Below are 25,525 nucleotides of genomic sequence, written 5' to 3'. Positions count from 1 at the left end.
GCGGCCGGGCCGGGAGACGGCGCTGCGGTTCGGGCGTGAGCTGGCGGGCCTGCACGCGGCCGGGGCGCCCGCGTTCGGGGCGCCGCCGCCGGGCGGGCCGGTGGAGGCGTTCATCGGGCTCGCCCCGATGCGCAACGTCACCGGCGACGACTGGCCCGTCTGGTACGCGGAGCACCGGGTGCTGCCGTATCTGCGCCGGGCGGTCGACGCGGGCACGCTGGACGCGGGCGAGGCGGACGTGGTCGAGCGGGTCTGCGCACGGCTGCCGGATCTCGCGGGTCCCGCCGAGCCGCCCGCGCGGCTGCACGGCGACCTGTGGAACGGCAATGTGCTGTGGGGCGCGGACGGCAGGGTGCGGGTCATCGACCCGGCCGCGCACGGCGGGCACCGGGAGACCGACCTGGCGATGCTGGCGCTGTTCGGCTGCCCGCTGCTGGACGCCGTGCTGGAGGGCTATCAGGCGGCGGCGCCGCTCGCCGAGGGCTGGCGGGCGCGCGTCGGCGTGCACCAGCTGTTCCCGCTGCTGGTGCACGCCGTGCTGTTCGGGCGGGGCTACGCCGGGCAGGCGCTGGCCGCCGCCCGGTCCGCCCTGTCGCTGTGAGCGTCAGCGGCTCCGTGAGCGTCAGCGGGTCACCACGTGCCGTTCGTCGGGCACGCAGTGGGTCATGGTCAGCCCCGTCACGTCGCGCGGCGGGTTGTCGCCGAGGTTGGCGAGCCGCTTGCGGTCCTCCTCGGTGAGGGTCTGGCCCTCCAGCGGCTCCAGGTGGGCGACGTCCTCCGGCACGATGCCGAGGCCCTCGCCGACCCGGCGGCCCAGGTCGTTCTCCACCAGCAGGAAGTGCCACACCATGCGCTCCTGCACCGGCCGGTCGCACTGCGCCACCATGCCGGTGAGGTTCTTCACCAGGTCGTCGCGCTCCCAGTCCTCCAGCAGCATGTAGCGCTGGCCGGCCTGGAGGTAGTCGTTGGTGCGCTCGATCCGCTTCCGGGTGAGCCGGCCGCGGATCTCCGGGCCCTGTTCGTCGTGCGTCGGGTAGTGGGCCTCACGGAGGCCGCCGGTGATCGACGGCTCGTAGTTGACGTGGGAGTTGTCCCCGCCGTCCACGTGGTAGGCCATCTGGCCGTCGCGCTGGTTGGTGCGCACCTGCGCGTGCTTGGGCTGGTTGACCGGCAGCTGGAGGTAGTTGGGGCCGACCCGGTAGCGCTGGGTGTCGCTGTAGGAGAAGGTGCGGCCGACGAGCATCTTGTCGTCGGAGAAGTCCAGGCCGTCGACGAGGACGCCGGTGCCGAAGGAGATCTGCTCGTTCTCGGCGAAGAAGTTGTCCGGCATCCGGTTCAGCACCATGCGGCCCACCGGCTTGGGCGGGAAGTCCTGCTCGGGCCAGGTCTTGGTGTCGTCCAGCGGGTCGAAGTCCAGCTCGGGGTGCTCGTGGTCGTCCATCATCTGGACGAGCAGCTCCCACTCGGGGTGGTCGCCGCGCGCGACGGCCTCGTAGAGGTCCTTGGTGGCGTGGCCGAGGCCCTGCGCCTGGACGTTGGCCGCGTCCTCCTCGGTCATGGAGCGCACGCCCTGCTTGGGCATCCAGTGGTACTTGACCAGCTTGGTGTTGCCCTCGGCGTCGACCCACTTGTAGGTGTTCACGCCGAAGCCCTGCATGTGGCGGTAGTCCGCCGGGATGCCGCGCGGGCTGAACAGGTTGACCAGCATGTGCATCGACTCGGGCGTCTGCGACATGAAGTCGAAGATGCGGCGCGGCTGCTGCTCGAAGGTGACCGGGTCGGGCTTGAGGGCGTGGATGACGTCGGGGAACTTGATGGCGTCGCGGATGAAGAAGACGCCGAGGTTGTTGCCGACGAGGTCCCAGTTGCCGTCCTCGGTGTAGAACTTCACGGCGAAGCCGCGCGGGTCGCGGGCCGCCTCGGAGGAGTCGCGGCCGCCGATGACGGTGGAGAAGCGGACGGCGAGGTCGGTGCGCTTGCCCGCCTCCTGGAACAGCTTGGCGCGCGTGTAGCGGGAGACCGGCTCGTCCCCCCACGTGCCGTAGGCCTCGAAGTAGCCGTACGCGGTGACGCCGCGGGCGTGCACGACGCGCTCGGGGATGCGTTCCCGGTCGAAGTGGCTGATCTTCTCCAGGAACTGGTAGTTCTCCAGCGTGGCCGGGCCGCGGGAGCCGACGGTGCGCTGGTTCTGGTTGTCGTAGACCGGGTGGCCCTGCCGGTTGGTGAGTACCTTGCGGTCGTCGCCGGTGGCGGGGCCCTGGCTCGAGGTGTCCGTCATGTGCGATGGGCTCCTTGCGCTGCTGCTTTCGGTCGGTGACGGGCCGGGGCACGGCGGCTCCGGGCCGATCGGCCGGGTCCTGGCGGGCGGCCCGGGTACCCGGCGCCGCGGCGTCATGCACGCGTGCGCGGCCCGTTCACGGCCCGGGCCGGGGCGGCGTGCGCCCGGCCGCGGTGGCGTCCCGTCGGCGGCGCGCGTACGGGGCCCATGCTGCCCCCGATCGGCACGGGCGGCGACCGGAGCACCGCGGAGCGTGACGGTCCGGGGTGCGCGGGCTACGGGCGGGCGAGGAAGCGGTCCAGGACGGCGGTGAGGTCGGCGGGCCGCTCCAGGGGCAGTTCGTGCCCGGCGTCCAGGACGCGGATCTCGGCGTCGGGGTATCCCTTGGCGAGGCGCAGCATCTGCCGTACGGGCAGCTGGACGTCGTGGTAGCCGTGCACCATGAGGGTCGGCACGCGGATCTCGCCGGCCCGGTCGAGGACGTCGAAGGCGCGCATCGCCGCGTACAGGGTCATGACCACTTCGCGGGGCGTGGCCGCCGAGGCGCGGATGTACTTCTCGACCTCGTCGCGGGGGTGGCCGGGCCCGAAGGCGCGCCGGATGTTGGCGGCGACGAACAGCTTGAACGGCGCCAGCGTGGACGCCGCCATCAGCAGGCCGCGCGCCCGGCTGTACGTCATGCGGCCGATGGAGTTGACCAGTACGAGGCGTTCCACCCGCTCGGGGTGGGTGAGGGCGAGGGTCTGGGCGGTCATGCCGCCCATGGAGTGGCCGACGGGAATGAAGCGGCCGACGCCGAGGTGGTCGAGGAGGGCGACGACGTCCCGGGCGAGGGCGTCGATGGTGGGCGCGCCCGCGCCGGTGCTCTCGCCGTGTCCGCGCAGGTCGAGGCGGATCACGCGGCGGTGTGCGGAGAAGTGGGCCGTCTGGTGGTCCCAGCGGTGCCGGTCGGCGGTCCAGCCGTGGATGAGGACCAGCGGGGTGCTCGGGGAGTCGCGGGGGCCTTCGTCGTCGTAGGCCAGTTCGGCGCCGTCGACCGTGAACCGCGCCATGGGGGCCTCGCCTTCGGAGTACCTGCGTTACCGGTGGGTAGGCTACCGGCGGGCGGGTCCGGGCGACAGCGCACGGCGGCCGGAGGGCGTCCGCGGGCACGACGAAGAGCGGGAGCGCGACCGGTCCCCCGTTCCGGTCGTGCCCCCGCCGTGGCTCGAAACTATGCAAGGCGAGGGGCGTCTGTGTACCGCGCCGATGCCCGCTGCGCGGGTCCACGGCACTCACCTGTGCACAGGTGAGTCCGAATCGCCCCGTTCACTCCCCCGCGAAGAGCGGCTGTTCCAGCTCGCCGACCGCCAGATGGGCCAGGGCGACCTCGTAGAGATCGGTCCCGGCGGCCAGGAGTTGCCGTTCCAGGACCGGTTCCGCACTGCGTACGTGCTCGCGCACGGTCTGGGCGTGCACGCCGAGGGTCTGTGCCGCCCGCTCGGCGTTGGCCCCGGCGGCGATCCAGGTGCGCAGGGTGCGGCGCACGTTGCGCGGGTCGTCGTCGAGGCGGCCCAGCAGCTGCCGCGCCCAGGAGGTGACGGCCGGTCCGGACAGCAGCTCGGTCAGACACCGCGCGCTCGCGGCGGAACCGGCGGGCCCTTGACCGTCCAGCAGGTTGATCTGGGTGTGCAGCGCCAGATGCACCACGGCCCGTACGGTCACGTCGTCGAAGTCGACGCCGAGCATGGACTCCACGCGGTCCATGCGGGCGCGCACGGTGTTGCGGCTGACGCCGAGGACCTTGGCGGTGGCGACGGCGGTGAACTCCAGGCCGAGCCGGGTGGTGGCGAGCAGTTCGGCGCGGGTGTGGTGGGGCAGCGCGTCGAGCGGGCGCAGCACCCGAGCCGCCCAGGTGCGCAGCGCGGCGGGGTCCATCAGCCGCTCGGGGTGGGTGCGCTCGGCGTACACCGCCGTCTTGTCCTGCCGGAACCGGGCCACCGCCAGCGCGCTGACGGCCTGTCCGTAGGCGGTGGCGGTGCGGGCCAGGCTCTGCCAGACGCTGCCGCCGACGAAGGTGTCGGGGTGACGTTCCACCAGGGACCGCAGGTCGCCGGCGGTGGCCTCGCGCGGGCTGAGGACGATCACATGGCCGTCCATGGCCGGGCAGCGCACCACCAGCGCCTGGTCGCGGGTGCGTTCGATGCACTCGGCGGCCAACCGGTCGCGCAGGGCGGGGTCGGACTCCAGCACGTAGACGCAGGCGGTGTCGGCGTCCAGCAGGCCCGGCCAGAGTCCGGCGGCGACCCGCCGCGCGGAGACGGTGTCCTCGACCATCAGCAGCTGGAGGATCGCCAGCCGCAGGTCGGCGGTGGCTCTGCGGAGCCGGACGCCGGCCGCCTGCGTCTCGTGGGCGGTGAGCAGGAGTTCGATCACCTGTGCGGTGTGAGTGACGACGTCCGAGGCGTGCCGGTCGAAGGGTTCCCCGCGGGAGACGGCCAGCACGCAGGCTCCCGTGGGGTGCCCGACGCGCACCAGGCGCAGATGGCGTCCGTCCCCGTCCCACGCGGCGGACGCGATCCGTCCCGAAGCGACGTCCGCGGCGAGGGTCTCGTCCAGCGGCAGCGGGGTCCCGGCGAGCGTCGCGCCGGCCTCGTCGCGCAGGGTCACCTCCGCGCGCACCGCGCCGGCCAGCCAGTCCACGACCCGGCGGACGTCACGCCCGGCCGGCCGCAGGTGCTCCAGCAGTTCACGCGCCCAGTCGGGACGCCCCGCCGCCTCCGTCGCCGTCCCGTGCGCCGTGTCCTTTCCGCCCGTCACCTCGGCCTTCCCCTCGTCTTCCTCGCCCTGTGGCCCGGACGGGGGACGTTACCCCACGGGTCGGCGCGGCTCATCCCGGCGCGACGGGGCCGGGTCCTCCTCCGGAGGGTGACGCGGGGCCCGCGGTCCGCGGCGCGGGACGCGGGCGGCATAAGCTCGGTGAATGGCCAAGTACTTCGACGTGCACCCCGACAACCCCCAGCCGCGCACCATCGGCCAGATCGCCGCCGCCATCCGCGACGACGCGCTGATCGCGTACCCCACGGACTCCTGCTACGCGCTCGGCTGCCGTCTGGGCAGCCGCACCGGCATCGACCGGATCCGCACCATCCGCAAGCTGGACGACCGGCACCACTTCACCCTGGTGTGCCGTGACTTCGCGCAGCTCGGCCAGTTCGTACGGATCGACAACGACGTCTTCCGCGCGGTGAAGGCGTCGACCCCGGGCCGCTACACGTTCATCCTGCCCGCGACGAAGGAGGTGCCGCGCATGCTCCAGCACCCCAAGAAGAAGACCGTCGGCGTGCGCATCCCCGACCATGTGGTCACCCAGGCGCTGCTGGAGGAGCTGGGCGAGCCGCTGCTGTCCAGCACCCTGCTGCTGCCCGGCGAGGACGAGCCGATGACCCAGGGCTGGGAGATCAAGGACCGTCTCGACCACGTGGTGGACGCGGTGCTGGACTCCGGGGACTGCGGCACCGAGCCGACCACGGTGATCGACTTCTCCGGTGGCGAGGCGGAGGTCGTGCGGGTGGGCGCGGGCGACGTCTCGCGCTTCGAGTGACGGCCGCCGGTGACGGACTTCTGACAACGGACAACGGACAACGGAAGGGAACCGGGAGATGACGGACGTGGCGGGGACCGGGGTCCAGGTCCCCACCGGGGACGGGACGGCCGACGCGTACCTGGCGCGTCCGGCGGACGGCGCGCCCCGGCCGGCGGTGCTCTGCTTCACCGACGCCTTCGGGGTGCGCCCGACGGTGCGGGAGGCCGCCGACGGCCTGGCGCGGGCCGGGTACACGGTGCTGGTGCCGAACCTCTTCCACCGGCGCGGTCCGGCCCCGGTGGTGGAGCTGCCCGGCTTCATCGACGGCGAGGCGCGCGGGGAGCTGTTCCGCCTGCTCCGTCCGGCGCTGCAGGAGCTGACGCCGGAGCGCGCGACGGCCGACGCGGGCGCGTACCTGCGGTACCTGGCGGAGCTGCCGGAGGCGGCGGACGGGCCGGTGGCGCTGGTCGGCTACTGCATGGGCGCGGGCCTGGCGCTGCGCGCGGCCGGCGCGTTCCCGGACCGGGTGGCGGCGGTGGCCGGGTTCCACGGCGGGCGGCTGGCGACCGACGACCCTCACAGCCCGCACCTGGCGGCGCCGCGCATCACCGCCGAGGTGTACCTCGGGCACGCCGACGAGGACCCGTCGCTGCCGCCGGAGCAGATCGAGCGGCTGGAGAGGGCCCTGACGGACGCGGGCGTCCGGCACCGCTGCGAGGTGTACCAGGGGGCCGCGCACGGCTACACCCAGTCCGACACGGCGTCGTACGACGAGAAGGCCGACGAGCGTCACCGGGCGGCGCTGCTGAACCTGTTGGACCGCACCTTCTGACCCGGCGCCCCAACTCGGCGGACACGGCCACAGGTTGGTGACGGGCCCCGCCCACCGTCCGCGCACCGCACCGTTGTTACGGTGCACACGTGTCCGAATCATCACGCGACACCGCCGAGGGCGCCGGCTGGGGCGCCTCCGCACGCGGTGAGTATCTGCGGCTGGTGCCGCGCCAGGCGGAGAAGATCTCCTGGCTGAACCCGAGACATCTGTGGGCCGCCCGCAACGGCGTCCTGGCCTCCTGGTTCGGCGACCCCACCGGGGAGGTCAGGGCCCGCTGGGCGGCCCGGGCGGCGGCGGACGGGGCGCCCGCCGACCGCGTGATCCGGCGCGACGACCCGGACCGCTTCTCGTTCCTGGTGATCGGCGACACCGGCGAGGGCGGCGAGCCCCAGTACGCGGTCGTGCCCGGCCTGTTGAAGGAGGGCCGGGACACCGCGTTCGCCGTGCTCGCCAGCGACGTCATCTACCCGGTGGGCGGCGCCGACGACTACGGACCCAAGTTCTTCCGGCCGTACCAGGACTACCAGGCGCCGGTCTACGCGATACCCGGCAACCACGACTGGTACGAGGACCTGGCCGGCTTCATGCGGGTCTTCTGCGACGCGGCCGGGCCGCTGCCGCCCGGCCCCGCCCCGCGCCCCCTCACCCGGGCCTGGCTGCGGTCCCTGCTCTGGCACCGGCCCCGCCCGGGCGACGGCGCACACCTCGACGAGGCACGGAAGCTGCGCTCCTCCCCCGCGCAGCGGGCCGTGCAGCCGGGCCCGTACTGGGCGATCGACGCCGGGCCGGTACGGATCGTCGGCATCGACACCGGACTGCTCGGCGCACTCGACGCCGAACAGGGCGCCTGGCTGCGCGAGGTGTCCCGCGACCCGCGCCCGAAGATCCTGGTGACCGGCTCGCCCCTGTACGTGGACGGCGCCCGCCACCCGTGTCCGATCGAGGGCGGCGGCACCGTCGACGACATCGTCCGCGACCCCGCCCACCGGTACGTGGCCGCGATAGGCGGCGACATCCACAACTACCAGCGCTACCCGGTGCGTCTGGACGACGGCCGCACCCTTCAGTACGTGGTGGCGGGCGGCGGCGGGGCGTTCACGCACGCCACGCACACCATCCCCCGGGTGGACGTCGCCGGGGTCACCGAGGCGGACTTCCGCTGCTATCCGCTGCGCGGCGACTCCCTCGCCTTCTACAGCGCCCTCTACGGGCGGCGGACGCGGCTGCGCCGGTTCTTCTCGCTGACCGAGGCGGAGGCGGCGGCGGTGATCGCCGAGCGCCTGGGCATCGGGCCGACCCGCGCGCCGGGCGCGCCGGCCCGGGTGACACGCCGGATGCGGCTGGTCGCGGGGCTGCTGGGCACCGGACGCCGGCCGGACCGGGGCAAGCGGCTGCGGCTGCCGGTGCGCAAGGCGTACCAGTCGCTGTTCTCGCCCGGTTCGGCCACGTACAGCCCGCCGTTCTTCAAGTCGTTCCTGCGGATCGACGTGAGTCCGACGGAGCTCAGGCTGCGCTGCTTCGCGGCGACCGGACAGCGGGCGCAGGAGGTCGCCCCGCCCGTGGAGGACGAGGTGACCGTCCCGCTGACGTGAGGGCGGGTCACCACCGTCCGGGCGCGGGGCCGGTGAGGGGCAGGGAAGGCGTGCCGTCGACGCCCACCGGGACGTCGCCGGCGAGCATCACGCGGTGCATGATCCGCGGGTGGCCGAGGTGGGCCGTGTCCGCGGGCGCGAGGTGGATGGCGGCCCGGTTGTCCCAGAACGCGACGGTGCCCGGCTCCCAGCGCAGCCGCACGGTGTACTCGGGCCGGGTGGCCTGCTCCAGCAGCATCTCCAGGACCGCCCGGCTCTCGGGGCGGGACAGGCCGGTGATCTGTTCGACGTAGTAGCCGTTGACGAACAGGATCCGCTCCCCGGTCTCGGGGTGGACGCGCACCAGCGGATGCTCGGTGGCGGTCTGGTGGTCCAGCAGGTGGCGTACGTAGGCGTCGTCGCCGGGCCGGGGCTGGTAGCCCACGCCCAGCCGGTGCTCGGCGCGCAGCCGGTCGGCGAACTCCCGTACCGGGGCGGAGAGTCCGGCGTAGGCGGCGGCCAGGTTGGCCCAGGTGGTGTCGCCGCCGTAGGGCGGCACGGTCTCGGCGCGCAGGATGGTCGCGGCGGGCGGGTCGACGCGGGCGCCGTGGTCGCAGTGCCAGCCGCGCAGCACGGTGTGGCGGCGCCGCCGCAGCCACTCGTCGTGGTCCATGCCGTAGCGGCCGCCCAGTTCCAGGCGGTCGGCGGTGGTCTCGATCTCGGGGAAGTCCGCGGGGGAGGCGGAACCCCGGCGGGGCAGGACGACCGGTTCGCCGAACCTCCGGGCCAGCGCCACATGCGCCGCGTGGTCGAGGCGCTGGCCGCGGAAGAAGACCACCTTCCAGCGCAGCACCGCCTGCCTGATCGCGGCGACCGTCCCCTCGTCGAGGTCCCCGGCGAGATCCACGCCAGTGACGTCGGCCCCGATGTGCCCCGCCGCGGGGCGCACCTCCACCGTCCCCGTGTGCTCCCGGCCGGTCCCGGCGCGGCTGTCCGTCGTCATGCGTCCCACTCCGTCGCTCGTACCCGCCGGCCCCGGACGGACCGGCTTTCGGAGAGATCGTGGCAGGGGAAGGGGGCCCTGGCGACAGGGCGCCGGGCGGCGCGCCGGTCCCGTCCGGTTGATCACCGGCCCCGCCGTGGCCGACGCTGGGAGGACGACACCGCGACCGGAGGGCCCTTCCCGTGATCAGCATCCCGCAGCACACCCTCAACGACGGCACCACGATCCCCGCCCTGGGCCTGGGCACCTGGCCGATGGACGACGCCGAGGCGGAGCGGGCGGTGACCGCCGCCCTCCGGGCCGGCTACCGCCTGATCGACACGGCGGCCAACTACCGCAACGAGGCCGGCGTGGGCCGGGCCGTCGCCGCCGCCGGCGTCCCGCGCGAGGAGATCGTCGTGACGACGAAGCTCCCCGGCCGCCACCACGGCTACGAGGAGACCCTCGCCTCCTTCGAGGAGTCCCGCGCCCGCCTCGGCCTGGAGTACGTCGACCTGTACCTGATCCACTGGCCGCTCCCCCGCGTCGGCCGGTTCGTCGACTCCTGGAAAGCCATGATCAAGCTGCGGGAGGACGGTCTGGTCCGTTCGATCGGCGTCTCCAACTTCACGCCCGCGCACATCGAGCGGCTGGAGAAGGAGACCGGGGTGCTGCCGTCGGTCAACCAGGTCGAGCTGCACCCGTTCTTCCCGCAGGAGGAGCTGCGCGCCTTCCACGCGGACAAGGGCGTGCTCACCGAGAGCTGGAGCCCCCTGGGCCGCGGTTCGCGGCTGCTGGACGACCTCGCGGTGGCCGCCGTCGCCGACGCGCACGGCGTCACCCCGGCGCAGGCGGTGCTTCGCTGGCACGTCCAGTTGGGCGCGGTGCCGGTGCCCAAGTCGTCCGGCCCGGACCGGCAGCGCGCCAACCTGGACGTGTTCGGCTTCGAGCTGGACGACGCCCAGATGCGGACGGTCTCGGACCGGGCGCACCGGCGGATCGGCGGCGACCCGGAGGTGCACGAGGAGTTCTGACCGGGTACCCGGGCCCCTCGCGTACGACAGGCGGCGGCGAAGGGAGCGGCGCGGTGGGCGGACCGGACCGGCTGGGGGACTACCACGGCAGGCGGCACTTCGACCGGACCGGGGAGCCGCGCGGCGGGGCCCGGGAAGAGGCGGGGTCCGCCCGGCCGCGGTTCGTGGTGCAGATCCACGACGCCCGCCGGATGCACTTCGACGTCCGGCTCCAGGTGGGCGACGTGCTGAAGTCGTGGTCGGTGCCGAAGGGCCCGTCCGCCGACCCGCGGGACAGGCGTCTCGCCGTGCCGACGGAGGACCACCCGCTGGAGTACGAGGAGTTCGAGGGCGTCATCCCGCGCGGCGAGTACGGCGGCGGCACGGTGATCGTCTGGGACCACGGCACGTACGAGCCGCTGAGCCACGACCGCCGGGGCCGGGCCGTGGACTTCGCCGAGTCGCTGGAGCGCGGCCACGCCACGTTCCGGCTGCACGGCTCGAAGCTGCGCGGCGAGTACGCCCTCACCCGCTTCCGGGGCGGGGACGACGGCGAGGAGGCGTGGCTGCTGGTGCGCGCGGCCAAGGGCGGGTCCGGCGGGCGGGGCGCGCCGGACCCCCGCCGGGCCCGTTCCGCCCGTACGGGCCGGACGCTCGCGCAGGTCGCCCAGGAGGACGGCTGACCTCCAGGGGCCTCGGGGCCCCGCCGGTCAGCGGCGCGGCAGGGCCTGTTCCGCCCAGATGGTCTTGCCGCCGTCCGCCTGCCGGCTCCCCCAGCGCTGGGTGAGCTGGGCGACCAGCAGCAGTCCTCGGCCGCCCTCGTCGAAGGCGTGCGCCCGGCGCAGATGGGGCGAGGTGGAGCTGGCGTCGGTGACCTCGCAGATGAGGGTGCGGTCGCGGATCAGCCGCAGCCGGATCGGGGGCTCCCCGTAGCGGATGGCGTTGGTGACCAGCTCGCTGACCACCAGTTCGGTGACGAAGGAGACGTCGTCCAGGCCCCAGACGGCCAGCCGGTCGAGGGCCCACTGCCGCACGGCGGCGACCTCCTCGGGGTCCGCGGCGACGTCCCGCGTGGCCACCTGCCCGGCGCCCAGGGCGCGGGTGCGGGCGAGCAGCAGGGCGACGTCGTCCCCGGGCTCCTCGGGCAGCACGTGCTTCAGCACGACGTCGCACACGGCGTCCAGCGACTCCGCGGGCACCGTGAGGGCGCGGCAGAGCTCCCGGGTGGCGTGGTCGACGTCGCGGTCGCGGCCGCCGACGAGCCCGTCGGTGTAGAAGGCGACGACGGACCCCTCCGGCAGCTCCAGCTCGGTCGCCTCGAACGGCATGCCGCCGACGCCCAGCGGGGGGCCCGCGTTGAGCGGCACGAGCCGGCAGGTCCCGTCGGGCATCAGCAGGGCGGGGGCGGGGTGCCCGGCGGCGGCGACCGCAAGCCGGCGGGAGACGGGGTCGTAGACGGCGTACAGGCAGGTGGCGCCGAGTTCCGGCACGTCGTCGCGGTCGTCGGCGGCGAGGTGGGTGACCAGGTCGTCGAGGTGGGTGAGCAGTTCCTCGGGCGGCAGGTCGACGTCCGCGAGGGTGCGCACGGCCGTGCAGAGCCGGCCCATGGTGGCCGTGGAGGGGATGCCGTGTCCGACGACGTCCCCCACGACCAGGGCGACCCGGGTCCCGGACAGCGGGATGACGTCGAACCAGTCGCCGCCGATGCCCGCGGCGGACGCGGTGGGCAGGTAGCGGTGGGCGATCTCGACGGCGGCCTGCCCGGGCCGCACCTTGGGCAGCAGGCTGTTCTGGAGGGTCAGGGCGGTGGCGCGCTCCCGGGCGAAGCGGCGGGCGTTGTCCACGCACACGGCGGCCCGTCCGGCGATCTCCTCGGCCAGGACGGCGTCGTCCTCGGTGAACGCGCCGGGGCGGACGTTGCGGACGGCGACCGCGACACCGAGCGTGGTGCCGCGGGCGCGCAGCGGCACGGCCAGCTCCGTGTGGATGCCGGGGGGCGGTGTCGCCGCCCTCCGGGCCGTCCTCCGGAGGGACTGCGCGCCTCGCTCGGCCATCCAGCGGTCGAAGTCCGGCTCGCCCGTCCGGGCGAGCACCGCCGCACCCCCGTGCAACGCCTGGGCGGGCGGCGAGTAGGGCGGGTAGACGTCGGTGCGGCCGAGGGGGACGACCGTGACGGGCGCGTCCGGGCCGGCGGAGGCGTGCGCGACGCGGCGCATCACGATGTCGAGGTCGCCGCGCAGCGGGGGCGCCTCGGCGTCGAGCACCCAGTCGAGCAGGTCGACGGCGGCGAAGTCGGCGAAGGACGGCACGAGCAGCGCCACGAGTTCCTCGGCGGTGCGGACCACGTCGAGGGTGGTGCCGAGGGCGGTGGTGGCGTCGTCGAGCAGGGCCAGCCGGCGCCGGGCGTGGTGCTGCTCGGTGCTGTCCAGGCCGGCCAGCGCGGTGCCGACCACCCGGCCGGCGGTGTCGCGCAGCGGCCACATCTCCACGTCCCACGCCTGCTGGTCCGGGTCGGCGGCGGCCTGGCTGTAGGTTTCGTCGCGCATCGGGCGGCCGGTCTCGGCGACCAGGCGCATGTGCCGGTCGATGGCGCGGGTGCCGTCGCTGAGGCCCGTCACGTCCAGGAAGGTCCGGCCGAGCAGGGACTCCTCGGAGCCGCCCATCGCCTCGCAGGCGGCGGCGTTCAGCAGGACGAAACGCTGCTCGGTGTCGCACACGGACAGGGGCAGGGACGACTGTTCGAAGACCCGGCCGGCCAGTGACGTCTCCCGCTCACCCACGTCGGCGACGGTGATCACGTACCCGGCGTCCTCGTCGCCGGGTCCGGCGAGGGGGCAGACGGTGAGCCGGAGCGTCACCGTGCGGCCGTCGGGGTGACGCACGGTGACGACTCCCACGGGCAGGGGCGGGCGGCCGGGCACGGCCCCGCCGCCCGGCTCCTCGGCGAGCAGGTCCCGCACGGGACGTCCCACGGCCTCGTCGGCGGAGAACCCGGTCAGCCGCCGGGCCCCCTCGCTCCACCCCGTCACGACGCCGCGGGCATCGACGACCAGCGCGGCGGAGGAGTCGTCCATTCGTCCAGCATCGTCCCGCGGCCGTCGCCTCTCAACCGCGGCGGGTGCGTCCGGGGTGCGGGCCGCCTCAGCCCCGGTGGGCGCGCAGAGCGGCGAGCGCCTTGTCGGCATGGGTGTTCATGCGCAGCTCGCTGCGCACGACCTCCAGCACGGTCCGGTCCTGGCCGATGACGAAGGTGGCCCGTTTGGTCGGGGCCACGGAGATGCCCCGCTTCACGCCGAACATCTCGCGGATCGCGCCGTCGGCGTCGGACAGCAGGGGCATGCCGAGGGTGTGCCGTCCGGCGAACTCGGCCTGGCGTTCCACCGGGTCCGCGCTGACGCCGACCGGGCGGGCGCCGACCTCGGCGAACTCGGCGGCGAGGTCGCGGAAGTGGCAGGCCTGGGCGGTGCAGCCGGGGCTCAGGGCGGCCGGGTAGAAGAACAGCACCACCGGGCCGTCGGCGAGCATCTCGGACAGCCGCCGTACGGTGCCGGTCTCGTCCGGCGCGGCGAAGTCCTCGACCGTGGCGCCCTTGTCCACGCGCGCGCTCATGCCCTTCCCTCCGTGCTGCCGGCCGTTCCGGCGTTTCCGGCGGCCTTGGCGACGCCGCGCGCCCACAGCACCAGCGGCACCTGCAACGGCAGCCGGCCGAGGGCGGCGGCCCGCTGGGGGGCGGGGCGGTGCCGCCAGTCGACGGCCATCTTCACGTTGGCGGGGAACACCCCGACGAAGAACGCCGCAGCGGCCAGGGCGGCGGTCCTGCGGGTACGGGGCAGCGCCAGTCCGGCGGCCAGCGCGAGCTCGGCGGCGCCGCTGGCGTACGTCCAGGAGCGGGGCGAGCCGGGCAGGGAGCGCGGGACGATGTGGTCGAACTGCCGGGGCGCGGCGAAGTGGGCGGTGCCGGCCGCGGCCAGCAGGCCGGCGAGCAGCAGGGGTGAGCGTGCGGACCGTGACACGGTTCCTCCTCCGGTGACTGCCGCGCAGGTTACCGGACGGTAAGGAGGGAGCGGCACGGGAGGGTGGGGCTCAGTCCGCCGGGGACGGGGTGTCCATGCCGGCCGAGTGGGCGAGGAAGTCGTCGACCATGCGGTGGAAGAGCGTGGCCAGCGTGTGCAGGTCCTGCGGGGACCAGGCGGCGAGGGCGGCCTGCATGCCCCGGACCCCGGTCTCGCGGATGCGGGCGACGGCGTCCCGGCCGGCGTCGGTGAGCTCGATGCGCTGGGCGCGGCGGTCGTCGGGGTCGGGGACGCGGACGACGTGGCCGGACCGCTCCAGGTGCTGCACCGTGCGCGTGACGTGCGATGCCTCCACCCCCAGGCGCGCGGCCAGCTCCCCCGGCCGCATCGGCTCGGCGTCGGCCATCTTCCGCAGCAGCGCCGCCCCGGCCCGGTCCAGCGGCACGCCCGCCGCGGCCATCAGCCGCTCGTGCTGCCGGGCGCGCGAGCTGAGGTAGGTGATGCGGTACAGCGCGCGCTCGATCTCGACCACCTCCGGGGAGGGGGTGACGTCGGAGGGAGGGGGTGTGGACATGGCCGCACTTTACCATCTCATTGCGTAACTCAATCAAGTGAGCGGTGAGGAACGGAGCATTCCGCTCCGGCCACCCGGCCGCCCCTTTCGGGCGAAACCGCGAGGCCGGACGCGTGGAGCCGGGCGGCCGCGTCCACACCTCACCCGTGACCCTGCCGCTGATCCCGCCCATGCTCGCCACGCCCGGCCGGCTGCCGCCCCCGTCGGCGGACGCGCGCTGGGCATACGAGACCAAGCAGGACGGGCAGCGGGCGGTGGTGTACCTCGCGGGCGACGGCGGCGTCGTGCTGCGCGCCCGGTCCGGCCAGGACATCACCGGCGCCTATCCCGAGCTGCGTCCGCTGGCGACGGCGCTCGGGTCGCGGTCCGCCGTGCTGGACGGAGAGATCCTCGCCCTCGACGCGGAGGGGCGGGCCAGCTTCCAGCTGCTCCAGTCGCGGATGGGCCTGGCCCACTCCCCCGCCCGCGCGGCCCGCCGGGCCGAGACGGTGCCGGTGCATCTGATCCTCTTCGACGTGATGCACCTCGACGGCCGGCCACTGCTCCGCGAGCCGTACGTCCGCCGCCGGGAGGAGCTGCTCGGCCTCGGGCTGGACGGGCCGTCCTGGTCCACACCGGCCGCGCTCGTGGGGCACGGCGCCGAGGCCCTGCGGGCCACGGCCGAGCACGGCCTTGAGGGCCTGGTGTGCAAGCGGCTGGACTCCGTGTACGAGCCCGGGGTCCGCTCCCGCGCCTGGATCAAGATCCGCAACATGCGCAGCGAGGACGTGCTGGTCGGCGGCTGGCTGCCGGGCAAGGGCCGGCTGACCGGGCTGCCGGGCGCGGTCCTGGTCGGGCAGCGGGCGGCCGGCCGGCTGCGCTACGTGGGCGGGGTGGGCACCGGCTGGAGCGAGACCGAACGCACCGAGCTGGCCGCGCTGCTGAAGGCCGCGGCGACCGACGTGTGCCCCTTCGACCCGCCGCCGGCCGTCCCGGGCGCGCGCTGGGTGGTGCCCCGGCTGGTCGGCGAGGTGCGCTACAGCACGCGCACCCGGGAGGGGATGCTGCGCCAGCCGTCCTGGCTGCGGCTCCGGCCGGACCTGGCGCCCGAGGACGCGGCGGCCGACCTCCCCGACGACCCGGCGTGACCCGGGAGCGGCCCCGCCCGGCCCGGGCCGCGCTCCCGCGCCGACACCCGCGCTTCCCGCCGTCGACACCGACATTTCCCCGCCCGCACCCCGATCCCCTCTTGGCATGCGCACGTCTGACCGGGATGCTGTGGACTCCCCGGCCCCCCACAGCAGTTGGGCTGCGCCTGTCCCGAGGAGGACGCAGTGTCACCGAGCACGTCCCGTACGCACGTCAGGAGATGGCTGACCGGCCTGGCCGGTGCGGCCGCCCTGGTCGTCGCCGTTCCCGCCACGGCCTTCGCCGCTCCCCCGCCCGCGCTCCCCGCGAACGCCGACGCCCTGGAGAGCACCTACCAGCCGGCCTTCGACTACGACACCGACGGCTGCTACTCCTCCGCGGCCATCGGACCGGACGGCACCGTCAACCCCGGCCTGAACCCGACCGGCGCCCTCAACGGCAACTGCCGTGACGCGTCCGACCTGGACAACACCAACAGCTACGCGCGCGCCGAGTGCAACAACGGCTGGTGCGCCGTGGTCTACGCGCTCTACTTCGAGAAGGACCAGGCGCTCCCCGGCGTGAGTCTCGGCGGCCACCGCCACGACTGGGAGCACGTGGTGGTGTGGGTGCAGAACGACACCGTGCAGTACGTGGCGACGTCCAACCACGGCTCGTTCACGATCCACCCCCGCTCGTCGGTGCGCTTCGAGGGCACCCACGCGAAGGTCGTCTACCACAAGGACGGCATCAGCACCCACTGCTTCCGCCTGGCGGGCGCGGGCGACGAGCCGCCGGAGAACCACAAGGGCGCCTGGCAGTACCCGCCGCTGGTCGGCTGGAACGGCTATCCGCCGGGTCTGCGCGAGAAGCTGGTCGCGCACGACTTCGGCAGCGCCCACTTCGGCCTGAAGGACGGCAGCTTCGCCTCCCACCTCGCCGCCGCCAAGCCGTCCGGCATCCCCTTCGACCACAACGGGTGAGCGTCGCCCCCGATCCGAACACATGACCGTCATGGGCGAGTTGACGTCCGGGGGCACGACACGGTGCCCCCGGCACGGGAAGGTCGGCGGGGGTCTATCGTGACGGCATGGCCGTCCCCGAACTGATCCGTATCGTCTCCCGCGACTCGCCCATGGCCCTGGCCCAGGTGGAGCGTGTCCGCGCGGAGCTGACCGCAGCCCACCCCGGCATGCGCACCGAGGTCGTCCCGGTGCGCACCACCGGGGACAAGTGGCTGGGCGACCTGTCGAAGGTCGAGGGCAAGGGCGCGTTCACCAAGGAGGTGGACGCCGCACTGCTGGCCGGCGAGGCGGATCTCGCGGTGCACTGCGTGAAGGACGTCCCCGCGGACCGGCCGCTTCCGGCGGGCACGGTGTTCGCGGCGTTCCTGGAACGGGACGACGTCCGCGACGCGCTGGTGCACCCGGACGGTCTCACTCTGGACGAGCTGCCGCCCGGCACCCGCGTCGGGACCTCGTCGGTGCGCCGGGTCGCGCAGCTCGCCGCCACCCATCCGCATCTGCGGTGCGTGCCGCTGCGCGGGAACGCCAACCGGCGGCTGGCCAAGCTGGCCGAGGGCGATGTGGACGCGCTGCTGCTCGCGGCCGCCGGTCTGGAGCGGATCGGCCGCAGCGACGCGATCAGCGAGGTGCTGTCCCCGGACGTGATGCTGCCGCCGGTCGGCGCGGGCGTCCTCGCCCTCCAGTGCCGGGAGGGCGACACCGGTCTGATCGAGGCCGTCGCCGTCCTCAACCACCCCGGCACGCACCGCGAGACCACCGCCGAGCGCATGCTGCTGCACGTCCTCCAGGGACACTGCAACAGCCCGATCGCCGGGCTCGCCCGCGTGGACGGCGGCGGTGAACTGTCCCTGCGTGCCTGCGTGTTCACCCCGGACGGTAAGACCCGGCTGAACGCCCACGAATGGGCGGGGCGACTGGATCCGGCGACGCTCGGCACCTCGGTCGCGGTGGCGCTGCTGCGTCAGGGCGCCCGTGAGGTCATCGACGGCATCCCGCACTGATCCTCCCGACGGGGGCGGGTCAGGCGGTGCCCTCCTCCGCCTGCTCCTGGAGGAACAGGCTCACCTGCTGGGCGAGGCTCTCCCGGGCCGCCCCGGCCGTCGCGCCCGGCGCGGGTTCGAGCACGCCGACGCCGCCCGTCCACAGCCGGCGCCCGGCCCACTCCTCGTCGGCGCGCACCTGCACCTGGACGTCGACCTGCGCCAGCGACGCCTCGGGCGCGGCCGCGTAGACCACGGCCGTGGCGCGGCGCAGCGGATAGACGTCGAATCCCTCGATGAATTGCGAGTTGCGCCAGTCGATGAACGCGCTCTCGCCGTCGGGGCCGGTGCGCACGTCGATCTGGCCGTCCTCGAGATGAATGCACACGGGGCGCTCGCCCCGGTTCTCCACGGTCACCCGGACCCGGAAGTACGCCAGCCCTTCGGCGGCGTCGTCCCGCCCGCGCGGCGGCTCGCCCGCTTCCAGACGGTGGACGCGGACCCGCAGACCGGCATGCTCGTCGTACTCCTGCCAGTCCCCGACCACGTTCGGCTCGTACACAGTGCACCTCTCGACTTCTGTCCGCTGCTTCCTATCTGTGGGCTCAGCGCACTGTCAAATGAGCGGAATGCGCTGTGGTCAGGCAGTTCACCCCATCTGATCGCCGATCAAGCGCTGCGCAGGAGGAATCGCCCGGCAAGGACTCCGGCGCGCCGCGGGGGCGTGCCGTACATCACGTTCACCGTGGTGATCACCCGCGCACCCGCGGCGCTCCGCGCCCGCGCTCCGCCCGCCCGGTCCGCCGCCCGCGCCCCGGCCTTCCGCTTTTCACGCCGCGAATTCTCTCGATTTCACAGCGTGCGCATTTCGGAATTCAACGGGCGGCGCCTGCGACGGTTTTCCGCGGAGCCGTTTTGAAATCGCGGCGCACCGGGAAAGGAATTCTCAGTGCTTCGGACAGGAGGCACGTCCGTGTTCTGTCCATCCGGCACCCGCTCAGGGAGGTGCGCGCGTGATGCGTACCGCGAGTCCCAGGAAGCCCCACTCCCATGACGACGCCCCGGAGACGGCCCGTGCCTTCGAGCGTCTGGCCGGTCTGCCCGACGGGCCGGAGCGCCGGAGGCTGCGCGACGAGCTGGTCACGGCGTGGCTGCCGATGGCCGAGCGCATCGCCGTCCGGTTCCGGGGGCGCGGAGAGGCCCTGGAGGACCTGTACCAGGTGGCGGCCCTGGGTCTGGTGAAGGCCGTCGACCACTACGACCCGGCCCGCGGCAACGCCTTCGAGGCGTACGCGGTGCCGACCGTGACCGGTGAGATCAAGCGCCACTTCCGCGACCACATGTGGACCCTGCATGTGCCGCGCCGGGTGCAGGACCTGCGCAACCGGGTGCGTACCGCGGCCAAGGAGCTGGCGCAGACCGCGCCGGGGCGGGCGCCCACGGTCGCCGAGATCGCCGCGCACACCCGGCTGACGGAGGACGAGGTGCGTACCGGGATGGAGGCCCTGGAGTGCTTCTCCGCGCTCTCGCTGGAGGCGGAGATGCCGGGCACCGACGGGTACGCCCTTGGCGACTCGATCGGCGGCCCCGACCCGGCGTACGACGCCGTCGTGGACCGGGTGGCGGTGCGGCCGTGCCTGGAGGCGCTGCCGGAGCGGGAGCGGCTCATCCTCTATCTGCGCTTCTTCAAGGGGATGACGCAGAGCGGCATCGCCGACCAGCTGGGCATCTCCCAGATGCACGTCTCCCGGCTGCTGAGCAGCTGCTTCGCCCAGGTGCGCGAGGAGCTGGCGTCGGCGGACGCCTGCTGAGCGCTCAGGGCTCCGGCGGGACGTCCGGGAGGCGGGTGGGGCCGAGCCGGTCGAGGGTCTCCTCGAGGACCGTGCGGACCTCGGCGGGCAGGGCGCCCGTGCGGCCCCAGACGAGGATCATGTCGGCGATGCTGCGGAGCTTGATGTTGGTCCGCTGGGACACCTCCCTCAGCACCGTCCAGCCCTGGTCGGGCGAGACCCGCCCGAGCGCGACGATCATCCCGATGGCCTGGTCGACCACCGCGTGCGAGACGACCGCGTCCTTCAGCTGCTGGACTTCCTCCTCCAGCTGGAGGATCCGGTCCGCGCCCCCGTCCGTGGGCATGGTCACCTCCGGTTCCGGTGTGCCGCTCTCCCGGCGCCTGCGCCAAGTGCTTGAGTGCCTTCACCCAGTGTCCGATCCCTCCATGGTCGCCACTCGGACCGCCCCCTGCCACCGGGGTGGCCCGCGGGTGGCCGGGGTCACCGTTTCGGTGCCGCCGCCGGGGTACTCGGCAGGCGCCCGGGCATGTGCCGCGCGGACACTGGTGCCATCCGGGTGGCTGCCGGGCCGACGAAGATCAGGACGCGACCGCTATGAACCACGACATGACCTCCTCCGCCGGCTCCACGGGCGTCGTCTCGACGCACGCCGTGTACGGAGCGCCCTGCTGGGTGAGCCTGACCAGCCGCGACCTCGAGACCACCGAGGGGTTCTACAGCGCCGTCCTGGGCTGGGAGTGGCGTCCCATGCGGCTGGGCGACCAGTTCCGCGTCGCCCTGGCGGACGGCCGGCCGGTGGCGGGGATCGCCGCCGTGGCCGGCATGTGGCAGATGGCCGTGGCGTGGACGCCGTACTTCGCGGTGCGCAGCGCCGACGAAGCGGCGGCGCGGGTGCAGGAGCGCGGCGGGACCGCCGCGGTGGGCCCCATCTCGCTGCCGCCCGGGCGTGCCGCGCTGCTCGCGGACCGGGACGGGGCGACGTTCGGCGTGTGGGAGGGCGAGCTGTTCTCCGACTGGCCCACCTGGCGCCGGGCGCAGCTGGCGTTCGTCCGGCTGCACACCCGGGACGCCTTCGACGCGGCGATCTTCTACGGCGAGGTGTTCGACTGGGCCTCCGGCCGGCCCGGCGGCTGCGAGGTGCACTACGAGGGCGAGGAGGTGGTGCTGCGCAGCGACGGTGACGTGGTCGCGCGCATCACCTCGGGGGCCCTGGGGTCGGCGCCCGACCCGCGGATCCGGCCGCACTGGCAGGTCCACTTCACCGTGGTGGACGTGGCGGCCTGCGCCCGCGCCGCCGAGGAGCACGGGGGCAGCGTGCTGTCCCTGGACCCCGAGGAGGCGGTGCTGCGCGACAACGAGGGCGCCCGTTTCACGGTCACCTCGCGCCGCGAGCACTGACGCCTCCCCGGGGCCGCCCGGTCACCGCGCGGCGCGGGACGGGCGGGACAGCAGCACCAGGCTGCGGGCGTCCACGGTCAGCCGGGTGCCCGCCTTGCGCTCCGCCTCGTCGGGGGTGCCGTCCGGGTCGGCGGTGTCGATCAGCGCGGTCCACCGCTCGCCGTAGACGGCGTCCGGCAGCCGGAAGCCGACCGGTTCCCAGTGGCTGTTGAGCAGCAGCAGGAACGAGTCGTCGACGACGGGCCGGCCGCGCGGGTCCGGTTCGGCGATGGCGTCGCCGTTGAGGAACACGCCGACCGAGTGCGCGTCGGAACGGGTCCAGTCGTCGTCGCTCATCTCCCGCGCGTCCGGCGCCAGCCACACCAGGTCGGGCAGCGGCTGGTCCGCGTTCCGCGGGGTCTCGCCCCGGAAGAACCGGCGCCGGCGCAGCACCGGGTGGTCCCGGCGCAGGGCGATCAGCCGGCGGGTGAAGTCCACCAGCCCGCGCTGGTCCTCGCCGAGCTTCCAGTCGATCCAGCTGACCTCGTTGTCCTGGCAGTAGGCGTTGTTGTTGCCGCCCTGGGTGCGGCCCAGTTCGTCGCCGTGGGAGAGCATCGGGATGCCCTGCGACAGCAGCAGGGTGGCCAGGAAGTTGCGCTGCTGCCGGGCTCGCAGTTCCCGGACGGCCGGGTCGCGGGTCGGGCCCTCCGCGCCGCAGTTCCAGGACCGGTTGTCGTTCTCGCCGTCCTGGTTGTCCTCGCCGTTGGCCTCGTTGTGCTTGTCGTTGTACGAGACCAGGTCGCGCAGGGTGAAACCGTCGTGCGCGGTGACGAAGTTGACGCTGGCGCGGGGCCTGCGCCGGTGGTGGGCGTACAGGTCGGAGGAGCCGGTGAGCCGGGAGGCGAACTCGCCGAGGGTGTGGTCCTCGCCGCGCCAGAAGTCCCGTACGGCGTCCCGGTACTTGCCGTTCCACTCCGACCACAGGGGCGGGAAGTTGCCGACCTGGTAGCCGCCTTCGCCGACGTCCCAGGGTTCCGCGATCAGTTTGACGCGGCTGATCACCGGGTCCTGCTGGATCAGGTCGAAGAACGCCGACAGCCGGTCCACCTCGTGGAACTGCCGCGCCAGCGTGGCCGCGAGGTCGAAGCGGAACCCGTCGACATGCATCTCGGTGACCCAGTACCGCAGCGAGTCCATGATGAGCTGGAGCACGTACGGGTGGCGCATCAGCAGGCTGTTGCCGGTCCCGGTGGTGTCGTAGTAGTGCCGCCAGTCGCCGTCCACCAGGCGGTAGTACGAGGAGTTGTCGATGCCCCGGAAGGAGAGGGTGGGGCCCTTCTCGTTGCCCTCGGCGGTGTGGTTGTAGACGACGTCGAGGATCACCTCGAGCCCCGCCGCGTGCAGCGCCTTGACCATCTCCTTGAACTCCGTGACCTGCTGGCCCCGGGTGCCGTGGGCGGAGTAGGCGTTGTGCGGGGCGAAGAAGCCGATGGTGTTGTAGCCCCAGTAGTTGGCCAGGTGGCGGCCCTGGAGCACGCCGTCCTGGACGAACTGGTGCACGGGCATCAGCTCCACCGCGGTGACGCCGAGCGAGGTGAGGTGCCCGATCACCGACGGGTGCGCCAGGCCGGCGTAGGTGCCGCGCAGTTCGGGCGGGACGTCGGGGTGGGTGCGGGTCAGCCCCTTGACGTGGGTCTCGTAGATCACGGTGTCGGAGTAGGGGCGGCAGGGGCGGCTGTCGTCGCCCCAGTCGAAGGCGGGGTCGGTCACCACGCCGAGCATGGTGTGGCCCGCGCTGTCCGCCGGGTCGGGTCCGTGCGGGTTCCGCTCGTACAGCGAGGGGTGGTTGTCGATCTGGCCGTCGACCGCGGTGGCGTACGGGTCGAGCAGCAGCTTCGCCGGGTTGCAGCGGTGGCCGGCGGCCGGGGCCCAGGGGCCGTGCACGCGGTAGCCGTAGCGCTGCCCGGGTCCGACGCCGGGGAGGTAGCCGTGCCAGACGAAGCCGTCGACCTCGGTGAGCCGCACGGTGCGGTGCCGGCCGTCGTCGTCGGCGAGGACCAGGTCGACGCGTTCGGCGACCTCGCTGAACAGCGCGAAGTTGGTGCCCTCGCCGTCGTAGGAGGCGCCCAGCGGGTAGGGGCGCCCGCTCCAGGCGGGCGCCCCTTTCCGGTCGTGTCGCCGGGTCACCGGACCTCCTCCAGGAGGCCGCCGGGCGTTCGGACCTGGGCGGTGACCGTGGAGACGCTCACCTCGCGGGGCAGGTCCAGGCCCTCGCTCTCGCGCGGGTCGGGCGTGGTGGGGACGAGGGGCACGCGTTCGCCGGCCCGGGCGCGCTGCGAGAACCAGATCACCTTGCTGCCGGTCTCGGTGGCGCAGCAGCCCCATCCGTCGCTGCTGGCGGCGAGGTGCTCGAGGCAGCCGCGCAGCTCCTGGTCGGGGCGCAGGGCGCGGTCGTTGTCCGCGATGGCCGTGATCAGGTGCTGCCCGTTCCACCACATCTCGATGGAGGTGTTCTTGTCGGTGGCGTGCTCGTCGATGGCGCGGAGCAGCATCTCGGTGCCGCCGCAGACGGGCTCCATGAGGTTCTCCAGGTCCCAGAACCGGAGGTGAGCGGCCAGTATCCGGCTGACCTGTCCCACCCTCTCCGGGCTGACTTCCACGTCGAGGTGGTAGTAGCAGGGCACTGCGGTCTTCATCGTCGTGGCTCCTCACCGCGAAGCTCGCGCTCCTCCCGTCCGGCGGACGGGCCCCCGGACACGGAACGTGAGCGGGTGTCGCTTCTGAGTCACCTTCAGACTGAGGGGGTTGGTCCATTCGTGCAACACGAGCGCACGGGAGACAGGTGGGACCGCATCTGAGCATTCCTGAAGCCTGTGACCTGCGCGCTCACCCCGGACCGGTGGTTGAAATTCCAACAAGACGTTGGGTCACTGTCCGCGCACCATGAGTGAAGACCTCGATCGCCGTTACGGGTCCGTGCACCGGTGCGCACGGCTCCGCCCGACCGTCGGGACAACGCGCACCCATCGAGCCCCGGAAAGGTGAACGGCGCATGCTGCTACCCGCAAAAGCCGAAGTTGCCCGGCAGTTGCGCCGCTACCGGGCCTGGGAACGCGTGATGCTGGCCGCCCCCACCGACCACACGGTGCGGGCGACCTTCGAGGACTCCGGCTACACCCTCTGCGTGCTGATGGGGAAGCGCTGCGCGCGGGAGGCGGCCGACGCCGCGGAGAAGTATCTGCGCACCACGCTCGTCACCTATCTGCAGGAACAGAACGACCGGCCCCGTCCGGCCGCCACGGTCCGACGGGGCCCGCCCGCCGTCGAGCGGCGTTCTCCGGCGGGAAGGCAATGACCTTCCCGCCTCCATGTGGTCCCACGCCCGGGCGCCTGCCCGGACATCGCGAGCGGCGGAGGTGCACAGGCCCATGAAGACGACCCCGACCATCGGTCGCGTCCCGGTACGGGACGTCCGGCCGTGCGTCGACCGCGGCAGGCGGCCGGCGAAGGCCGTCGTCGGCGAGGCGTTCGAGGTGACGGCGACCGTGTTCCGGGAGGGGCACGACGCGGTGGCCGCCAACGTGGTGCTGAAGGACCCGGAGGGGCGTCCGGGTCCGTTCACGCCGATGCGGGAGCTCGCGCCGGGCACGGACCGGTGGGGCGCGGAGGTGGCCGCGGACGCGCCCGGCCACTGGACCTACCGCGTCGAGGCCTGGGGCGATCCGGTGACGACCTGGCGGAACGTCGCCACCGTCAAGGTCCCGGCCGGCATCGACACCGGGCTGGTCCTGGAGGAGGGCGGCGACCTGTTCGCGCGCGCCGCGGCCGGGGTGCCGCGCGACGCCGGACAGGACGTGATCCTCGCGGCGGCCGAGACCCTGCGCGACGACACCCTGCCCTGTGCCACCCGGCTGGCGGCGGCGCTGACGCCGGAGGTGGACGCGGTGCTGGCCCGGCATCCGCTGCGGGAGCTGGTCACCAGCAGCGAGCCGCTCCCCCTGCTCGTCGAACGGGAACGCGCCCTGTACGGCTCCTGGTACGAGTTCTTCCCCCGCTCCGAGGGCACCCCGGAGCAGCCGCACGGCACCTTCGACACCGCCGCCCGCCGGCTGCCCGCGATCGCCGCGATGGGCTTCGACGTCGTCTACCTCCCCCCGATCCACCCCATCGGCACCACCTTCCGCAAGGGCCCGAACAACACCCTGGACGCCGGCCCCGACGACGTCGGCGTGCCGTGGGCGATCGGCTCCCCCGAGGGCGGCCACGACGCCGTCCACCCGCGACTGGGCACGCTGGAGGACTTCACCCGCTTCGTCGCCCGCGCCCGCGACCTCGGCATGGAAGTCGCGTTGGACTTCGCCCTGCAGTGCTCCCCCGACCACCCGTGGGTGCACAAGCACCCCGAGTGGTTC

General features: G+C 73.7%; 25 protein-coding genes. 13 read left to right on the top strand and 12 right to left on the bottom strand.

Annotated elements, in window-relative coordinates:
- A partial coding sequence (locus CCN29_RS19140; RefSeq protein WP_086683297.1) for a fructosamine kinase family protein occupies nt 1–601 on the top strand: 601 nt, incomplete at its 5' end.
- Nucleotides 602–622: 21 nt separating this feature from the next.
- Here the strand turns inward: CCN29_RS19140 and CCN29_RS19135 are convergent.
- The 3 genes from CCN29_RS19135 to CCN29_RS19125 all read right to left on the bottom strand — a co-directional run bounded on the left by CCN29_RS19135 (nt 623) and on the right by CCN29_RS19125 (nt 5,077).
- Nucleotides 623–2,278 carry a catalase gene (locus tag CCN29_RS19135; protein WP_086683294.1) on the bottom strand — a complete coding sequence of 552 codons (1,656 nt, stop codon included), beginning with the start codon at nt 2,276–2,278 and terminating at the stop codon, nt 623–625.
- Nucleotides 2,279–2,553: 275 nt separating this feature from the next.
- Entirely contained in the window at nt 2,554–3,330 is a 777-nt protein-coding gene (locus tag CCN29_RS19130; RefSeq protein WP_006134134.1) for an alpha/beta fold hydrolase, read from the bottom strand.
- Nucleotides 3,331–3,586: 256 nt separating this feature from the next.
- A complete protein-coding gene (locus CCN29_RS19125; RefSeq protein ID WP_086683291.1) occupies nt 3,587–5,077 on the bottom strand; it encodes a PucR family transcriptional regulator in 1,491 nt (496 codons plus the stop codon).
- A 163-nt stretch (nt 5,078–5,240) separates the two neighbouring features.
- Here CCN29_RS19125 and CCN29_RS19120 point away from each other — a divergent pair, with 163 nt between their 5' ends.
- The 3 genes from CCN29_RS19120 (at nt 5,241) to CCN29_RS19110 (ending at nt 8,270) form a co-directional block, all read left to right on the top strand.
- Nucleotides 5,241–5,861 (top strand): L-threonylcarbamoyladenylate synthase, encoded by a 621-nt coding sequence (locus CCN29_RS19120; RefSeq protein WP_031019333.1) that lies wholly within the window; start codon nt 5,241–5,243, stop codon nt 5,859–5,861.
- A 58-nt stretch (nt 5,862–5,919) separates the two neighbouring features.
- Complete coding sequence (locus tag CCN29_RS19115) at nt 5,920–6,675, top strand: dienelactone hydrolase family protein (protein WP_086683288.1); 756 nt, start codon at nt 5,920–5,922, stop codon at nt 6,673–6,675.
- Nucleotides 6,676–6,764: 89 nt separating this feature from the next.
- Nucleotides 6,765–8,270, top strand: coding sequence for a metallophosphoesterase family protein (locus tag CCN29_RS19110; protein ID WP_086683284.1), 1,506 nt, complete (start codon nt 6,765–6,767; stop codon nt 8,268–8,270).
- A 7-nt stretch (nt 8,271–8,277) separates the two neighbouring features.
- On the opposite strand, the gene CCN29_RS19105 is transcribed toward CCN29_RS19110, so the two are convergent.
- A complete protein-coding gene (locus CCN29_RS19105) occupies nt 8,278–9,252 on the bottom strand; it encodes a TauD/TfdA dioxygenase family protein (protein ID WP_086683281.1) in 975 nt (324 codons plus the stop codon).
- A 182-nt stretch (nt 9,253–9,434) separates the two neighbouring features.
- On the opposite strand from CCN29_RS19105, the gene CCN29_RS19100 reads away from it, so the two are divergent.
- Nucleotides 9,435–10,265: an aldo/keto reductase gene (locus CCN29_RS19100; RefSeq protein WP_086683278.1), complete on the top strand. Its 831-nt coding sequence runs from the start codon at nt 9,435–9,437 to the stop codon at nt 10,263–10,265.
- Nucleotides 10,266–10,318: 53 nt separating this feature from the next.
- A complete protein-coding gene (locus CCN29_RS19095; protein WP_006134127.1) occupies nt 10,319–10,927 on the top strand; it encodes a DNA polymerase ligase N-terminal domain-containing protein in 609 nt (202 codons plus the stop codon).
- Between the two features lie 27 nt (nt 10,928–10,954).
- Here CCN29_RS19095 and CCN29_RS19090 read toward each other — a convergent pair whose 3' ends face one another.
- From CCN29_RS19090 to CCN29_RS19075, 4 genes are all read right to left on the bottom strand, one after another.
- Entirely contained in the window at nt 10,955–13,318 is a 2,364-nt protein-coding gene (locus CCN29_RS19090) for a SpoIIE family protein phosphatase (RefSeq protein WP_006134126.1), read from the bottom strand.
- Between the two features lie 67 nt (nt 13,319–13,385).
- Complete coding sequence (locus CCN29_RS19085; RefSeq protein ID WP_086683275.1) at nt 13,386–13,853, bottom strand: peroxiredoxin; 468 nt, start codon at nt 13,851–13,853, stop codon at nt 13,386–13,388.
- On the bottom strand, nt 13,850–14,257 hold the full coding sequence (locus CCN29_RS19080) for a DoxX-related protein (protein WP_006134124.1): 408 nt from the start codon (nt 14,255–14,257) through the stop codon (nt 13,850–13,852). Before CCN29_RS19080 ends, CCN29_RS19085 begins: the two co-directional genes overlap by 4 nt.
- 70 nt (nt 14,258–14,327) lie before the next feature.
- Entirely contained in the window at nt 14,328–14,831 is a 504-nt protein-coding gene (locus CCN29_RS19075; RefSeq protein WP_006134123.1) for a MarR family winged helix-turn-helix transcriptional regulator, read from the bottom strand.
- A gap of 146 nt (nt 14,832–14,977) precedes the next feature.
- On the opposite strand from CCN29_RS19075, the gene CCN29_RS19070 reads away from it, so the two are divergent.
- The 3 genes from CCN29_RS19070 (at nt 14,978) to hemC (ending at nt 17,964) form a co-directional block, all read left to right on the top strand.
- On the top strand, nt 14,978–15,958 hold the full coding sequence (locus CCN29_RS19070) for an ATP-dependent DNA ligase (RefSeq protein ID WP_086683300.1): 981 nt from the start codon (nt 14,978–14,980) through the stop codon (nt 15,956–15,958).
- Between the two features lie 186 nt (nt 15,959–16,144).
- The gene (locus CCN29_RS19065) at nt 16,145–16,921 is read left to right on the top strand and encodes an NPP1 family protein (RefSeq protein WP_086683273.1); all 777 of its coding nucleotides are present in this window, start codon (nt 16,145–16,147) and stop codon (nt 16,919–16,921) included.
- 107 nt (nt 16,922–17,028) lie between these two features.
- Nucleotides 17,029–17,964, top strand: coding sequence for a hydroxymethylbilane synthase (gene hemC, locus CCN29_RS19060; RefSeq protein WP_086683270.1), 936 nt, complete (start codon nt 17,029–17,031; stop codon nt 17,962–17,964).
- A 19-nt stretch (nt 17,965–17,983) separates the two neighbouring features.
- On the opposite strand, the gene CCN29_RS19055 is transcribed toward hemC, so the two are convergent.
- Complete coding sequence (locus tag CCN29_RS19055) at nt 17,984–18,505, bottom strand: hypothetical protein (RefSeq protein WP_006134118.1); 522 nt, start codon at nt 18,503–18,505, stop codon at nt 17,984–17,986.
- Nucleotides 18,506–18,959: 454 nt separating this feature from the next.
- Here CCN29_RS19055 and CCN29_RS19050 point away from each other — a divergent pair, with 454 nt between their 5' ends.
- Nucleotides 18,960–19,754 carry an RNA polymerase sigma factor SigF gene (locus CCN29_RS19050; RefSeq protein ID WP_006134117.1) on the top strand — a complete coding sequence of 265 codons (795 nt, stop codon included), beginning with the start codon at nt 18,960–18,962 and terminating at the stop codon, nt 19,752–19,754.
- 4 nt (nt 19,755–19,758) lie between these two features.
- On the opposite strand, the gene CCN29_RS19045 is transcribed toward CCN29_RS19050, so the two are convergent.
- On the bottom strand, nt 19,759–20,079 hold the full coding sequence (locus tag CCN29_RS19045) for an ANTAR domain-containing protein (protein WP_203586580.1): 321 nt from the start codon (nt 20,077–20,079) through the stop codon (nt 19,759–19,761).
- A gap of 251 nt (nt 20,080–20,330) precedes the next feature.
- Here CCN29_RS19045 and CCN29_RS19040 point away from each other — a divergent pair, with 251 nt between their 5' ends.
- On the top strand, nt 20,331–21,134 hold the full coding sequence (locus tag CCN29_RS19040) for a VOC family protein (RefSeq protein ID WP_006134115.1): 804 nt from the start codon (nt 20,331–20,333) through the stop codon (nt 21,132–21,134).
- A gap of 21 nt (nt 21,135–21,155) precedes the next feature.
- Here CCN29_RS19040 and glgX read toward each other — a convergent pair whose 3' ends face one another.
- Nucleotides 21,156–23,300, bottom strand: a complete 2,145-nt coding sequence (glgX, locus tag CCN29_RS19035) for a glycogen debranching protein GlgX (protein ID WP_086683268.1) — start codon at nt 23,298–23,300, stop codon at nt 21,156–21,158.
- Nucleotides 23,297–23,809 (bottom strand): hypothetical protein, encoded by a 513-nt coding sequence (locus CCN29_RS19030; protein WP_006134113.1) that lies wholly within the window; start codon nt 23,807–23,809, stop codon nt 23,297–23,299. The genes glgX and CCN29_RS19030 overlap by 4 nt, the downstream gene beginning before the upstream one ends.
- Nucleotides 23,810–24,165: 356 nt before the next feature.
- Between CCN29_RS19030 and CCN29_RS19025 the strand changes: the two genes are divergently transcribed.
- Nucleotides 24,166–24,468 carry a DUF5133 domain-containing protein gene (locus CCN29_RS19025; protein WP_031019368.1) on the top strand — a complete coding sequence of 101 codons (303 nt, stop codon included), beginning with the start codon at nt 24,166–24,168 and terminating at the stop codon, nt 24,466–24,468.
- Nucleotides 24,469–24,541: 73 nt separating this feature from the next.
- A partial coding sequence (locus CCN29_RS19020) for a maltotransferase domain-containing protein (protein ID WP_143661344.1) occupies nt 24,542–25,525 on the top strand: 984 nt, incomplete at its 3' end.

The organism is Streptomyces pseudogriseolus, assembly GCA_002154585.1.
Lineage (GTDB): Bacteria > Actinomycetota > Actinomycetes > Streptomycetales > Streptomycetaceae > Streptomyces > Streptomyces pseudogriseolus.
This window is presented reverse-complemented; position numbering and strand designations above follow the sequence as displayed.

Excerpts from the sequence above, each read along its gene's own strand:
- CCN29_RS19030 (WP_006134113.1), bottom strand. The coding sequence starts at position 23,809 with ATGAAGACCGCAGTGCCCTGCTACTACCACCTCGACGTGGAAGTCAGC.
- CCN29_RS19090 (WP_006134126.1), bottom strand. The coding sequence starts at position 13,318 with ATGGACGACTCCTCCGCCGCGCTGGTCGTCGATGCCCGCGGCGTCGTG.
- CCN29_RS19075 (WP_006134123.1), bottom strand. The coding sequence starts at position 14,831 with ATGTCCACACCCCCTCCCTCCGACGTCACCCCCTCCCCGGAGGTGGTC.
- CCN29_RS19135 (WP_086683294.1), bottom strand. The coding sequence starts at position 2,278 with ATGACGGACACCTCGAGCCAGGGCCCCGCCACCGGCGACGACCGCAAG.
- CCN29_RS19025 (WP_031019368.1), top strand. The coding sequence starts at position 24,166 with ATGCTGCTACCCGCAAAAGCCGAAGTTGCCCGGCAGTTGCGCCGCTAC.
- hemC (WP_086683270.1), top strand. The coding sequence starts at position 17,029 with ATGGCCGTCCCCGAACTGATCCGTATCGTCTCCCGCGACTCGCCCATG.
- CCN29_RS19130 (WP_006134134.1), bottom strand. The coding sequence starts at position 3,330 with ATGGCGCGGTTCACGGTCGACGGCGCCGAACTGGCCTACGACGACGAA.
- CCN29_RS19050 (WP_006134117.1), top strand. The coding sequence starts at position 18,960 with ATGCGTACCGCGAGTCCCAGGAAGCCCCACTCCCATGACGACGCCCCG.
- CCN29_RS19115 (WP_086683288.1), top strand. The coding sequence starts at position 5,920 with ATGACGGACGTGGCGGGGACCGGGGTCCAGGTCCCCACCGGGGACGGG.
- CCN29_RS19120 (WP_031019333.1), top strand. The coding sequence starts at position 5,241 with ATGGCCAAGTACTTCGACGTGCACCCCGACAACCCCCAGCCGCGCACC.
- CCN29_RS19085 (WP_086683275.1), bottom strand. The coding sequence starts at position 13,853 with ATGAGCGCGCGCGTGGACAAGGGCGCCACGGTCGAGGACTTCGCCGCG.
- CCN29_RS19105 (WP_086683281.1), bottom strand. The coding sequence starts at position 9,252 with ATGACGACGGACAGCCGCGCCGGGACCGGCCGGGAGCACACGGGGACG.
- CCN29_RS19045 (WP_203586580.1), bottom strand. The coding sequence starts at position 20,079 with ATGCCCACGGACGGGGGCGCGGACCGGATCCTCCAGCTGGAGGAGGAA.
- CCN29_RS19040 (WP_006134115.1), top strand. The coding sequence starts at position 20,331 with ATGAACCACGACATGACCTCCTCCGCCGGCTCCACGGGCGTCGTCTCG.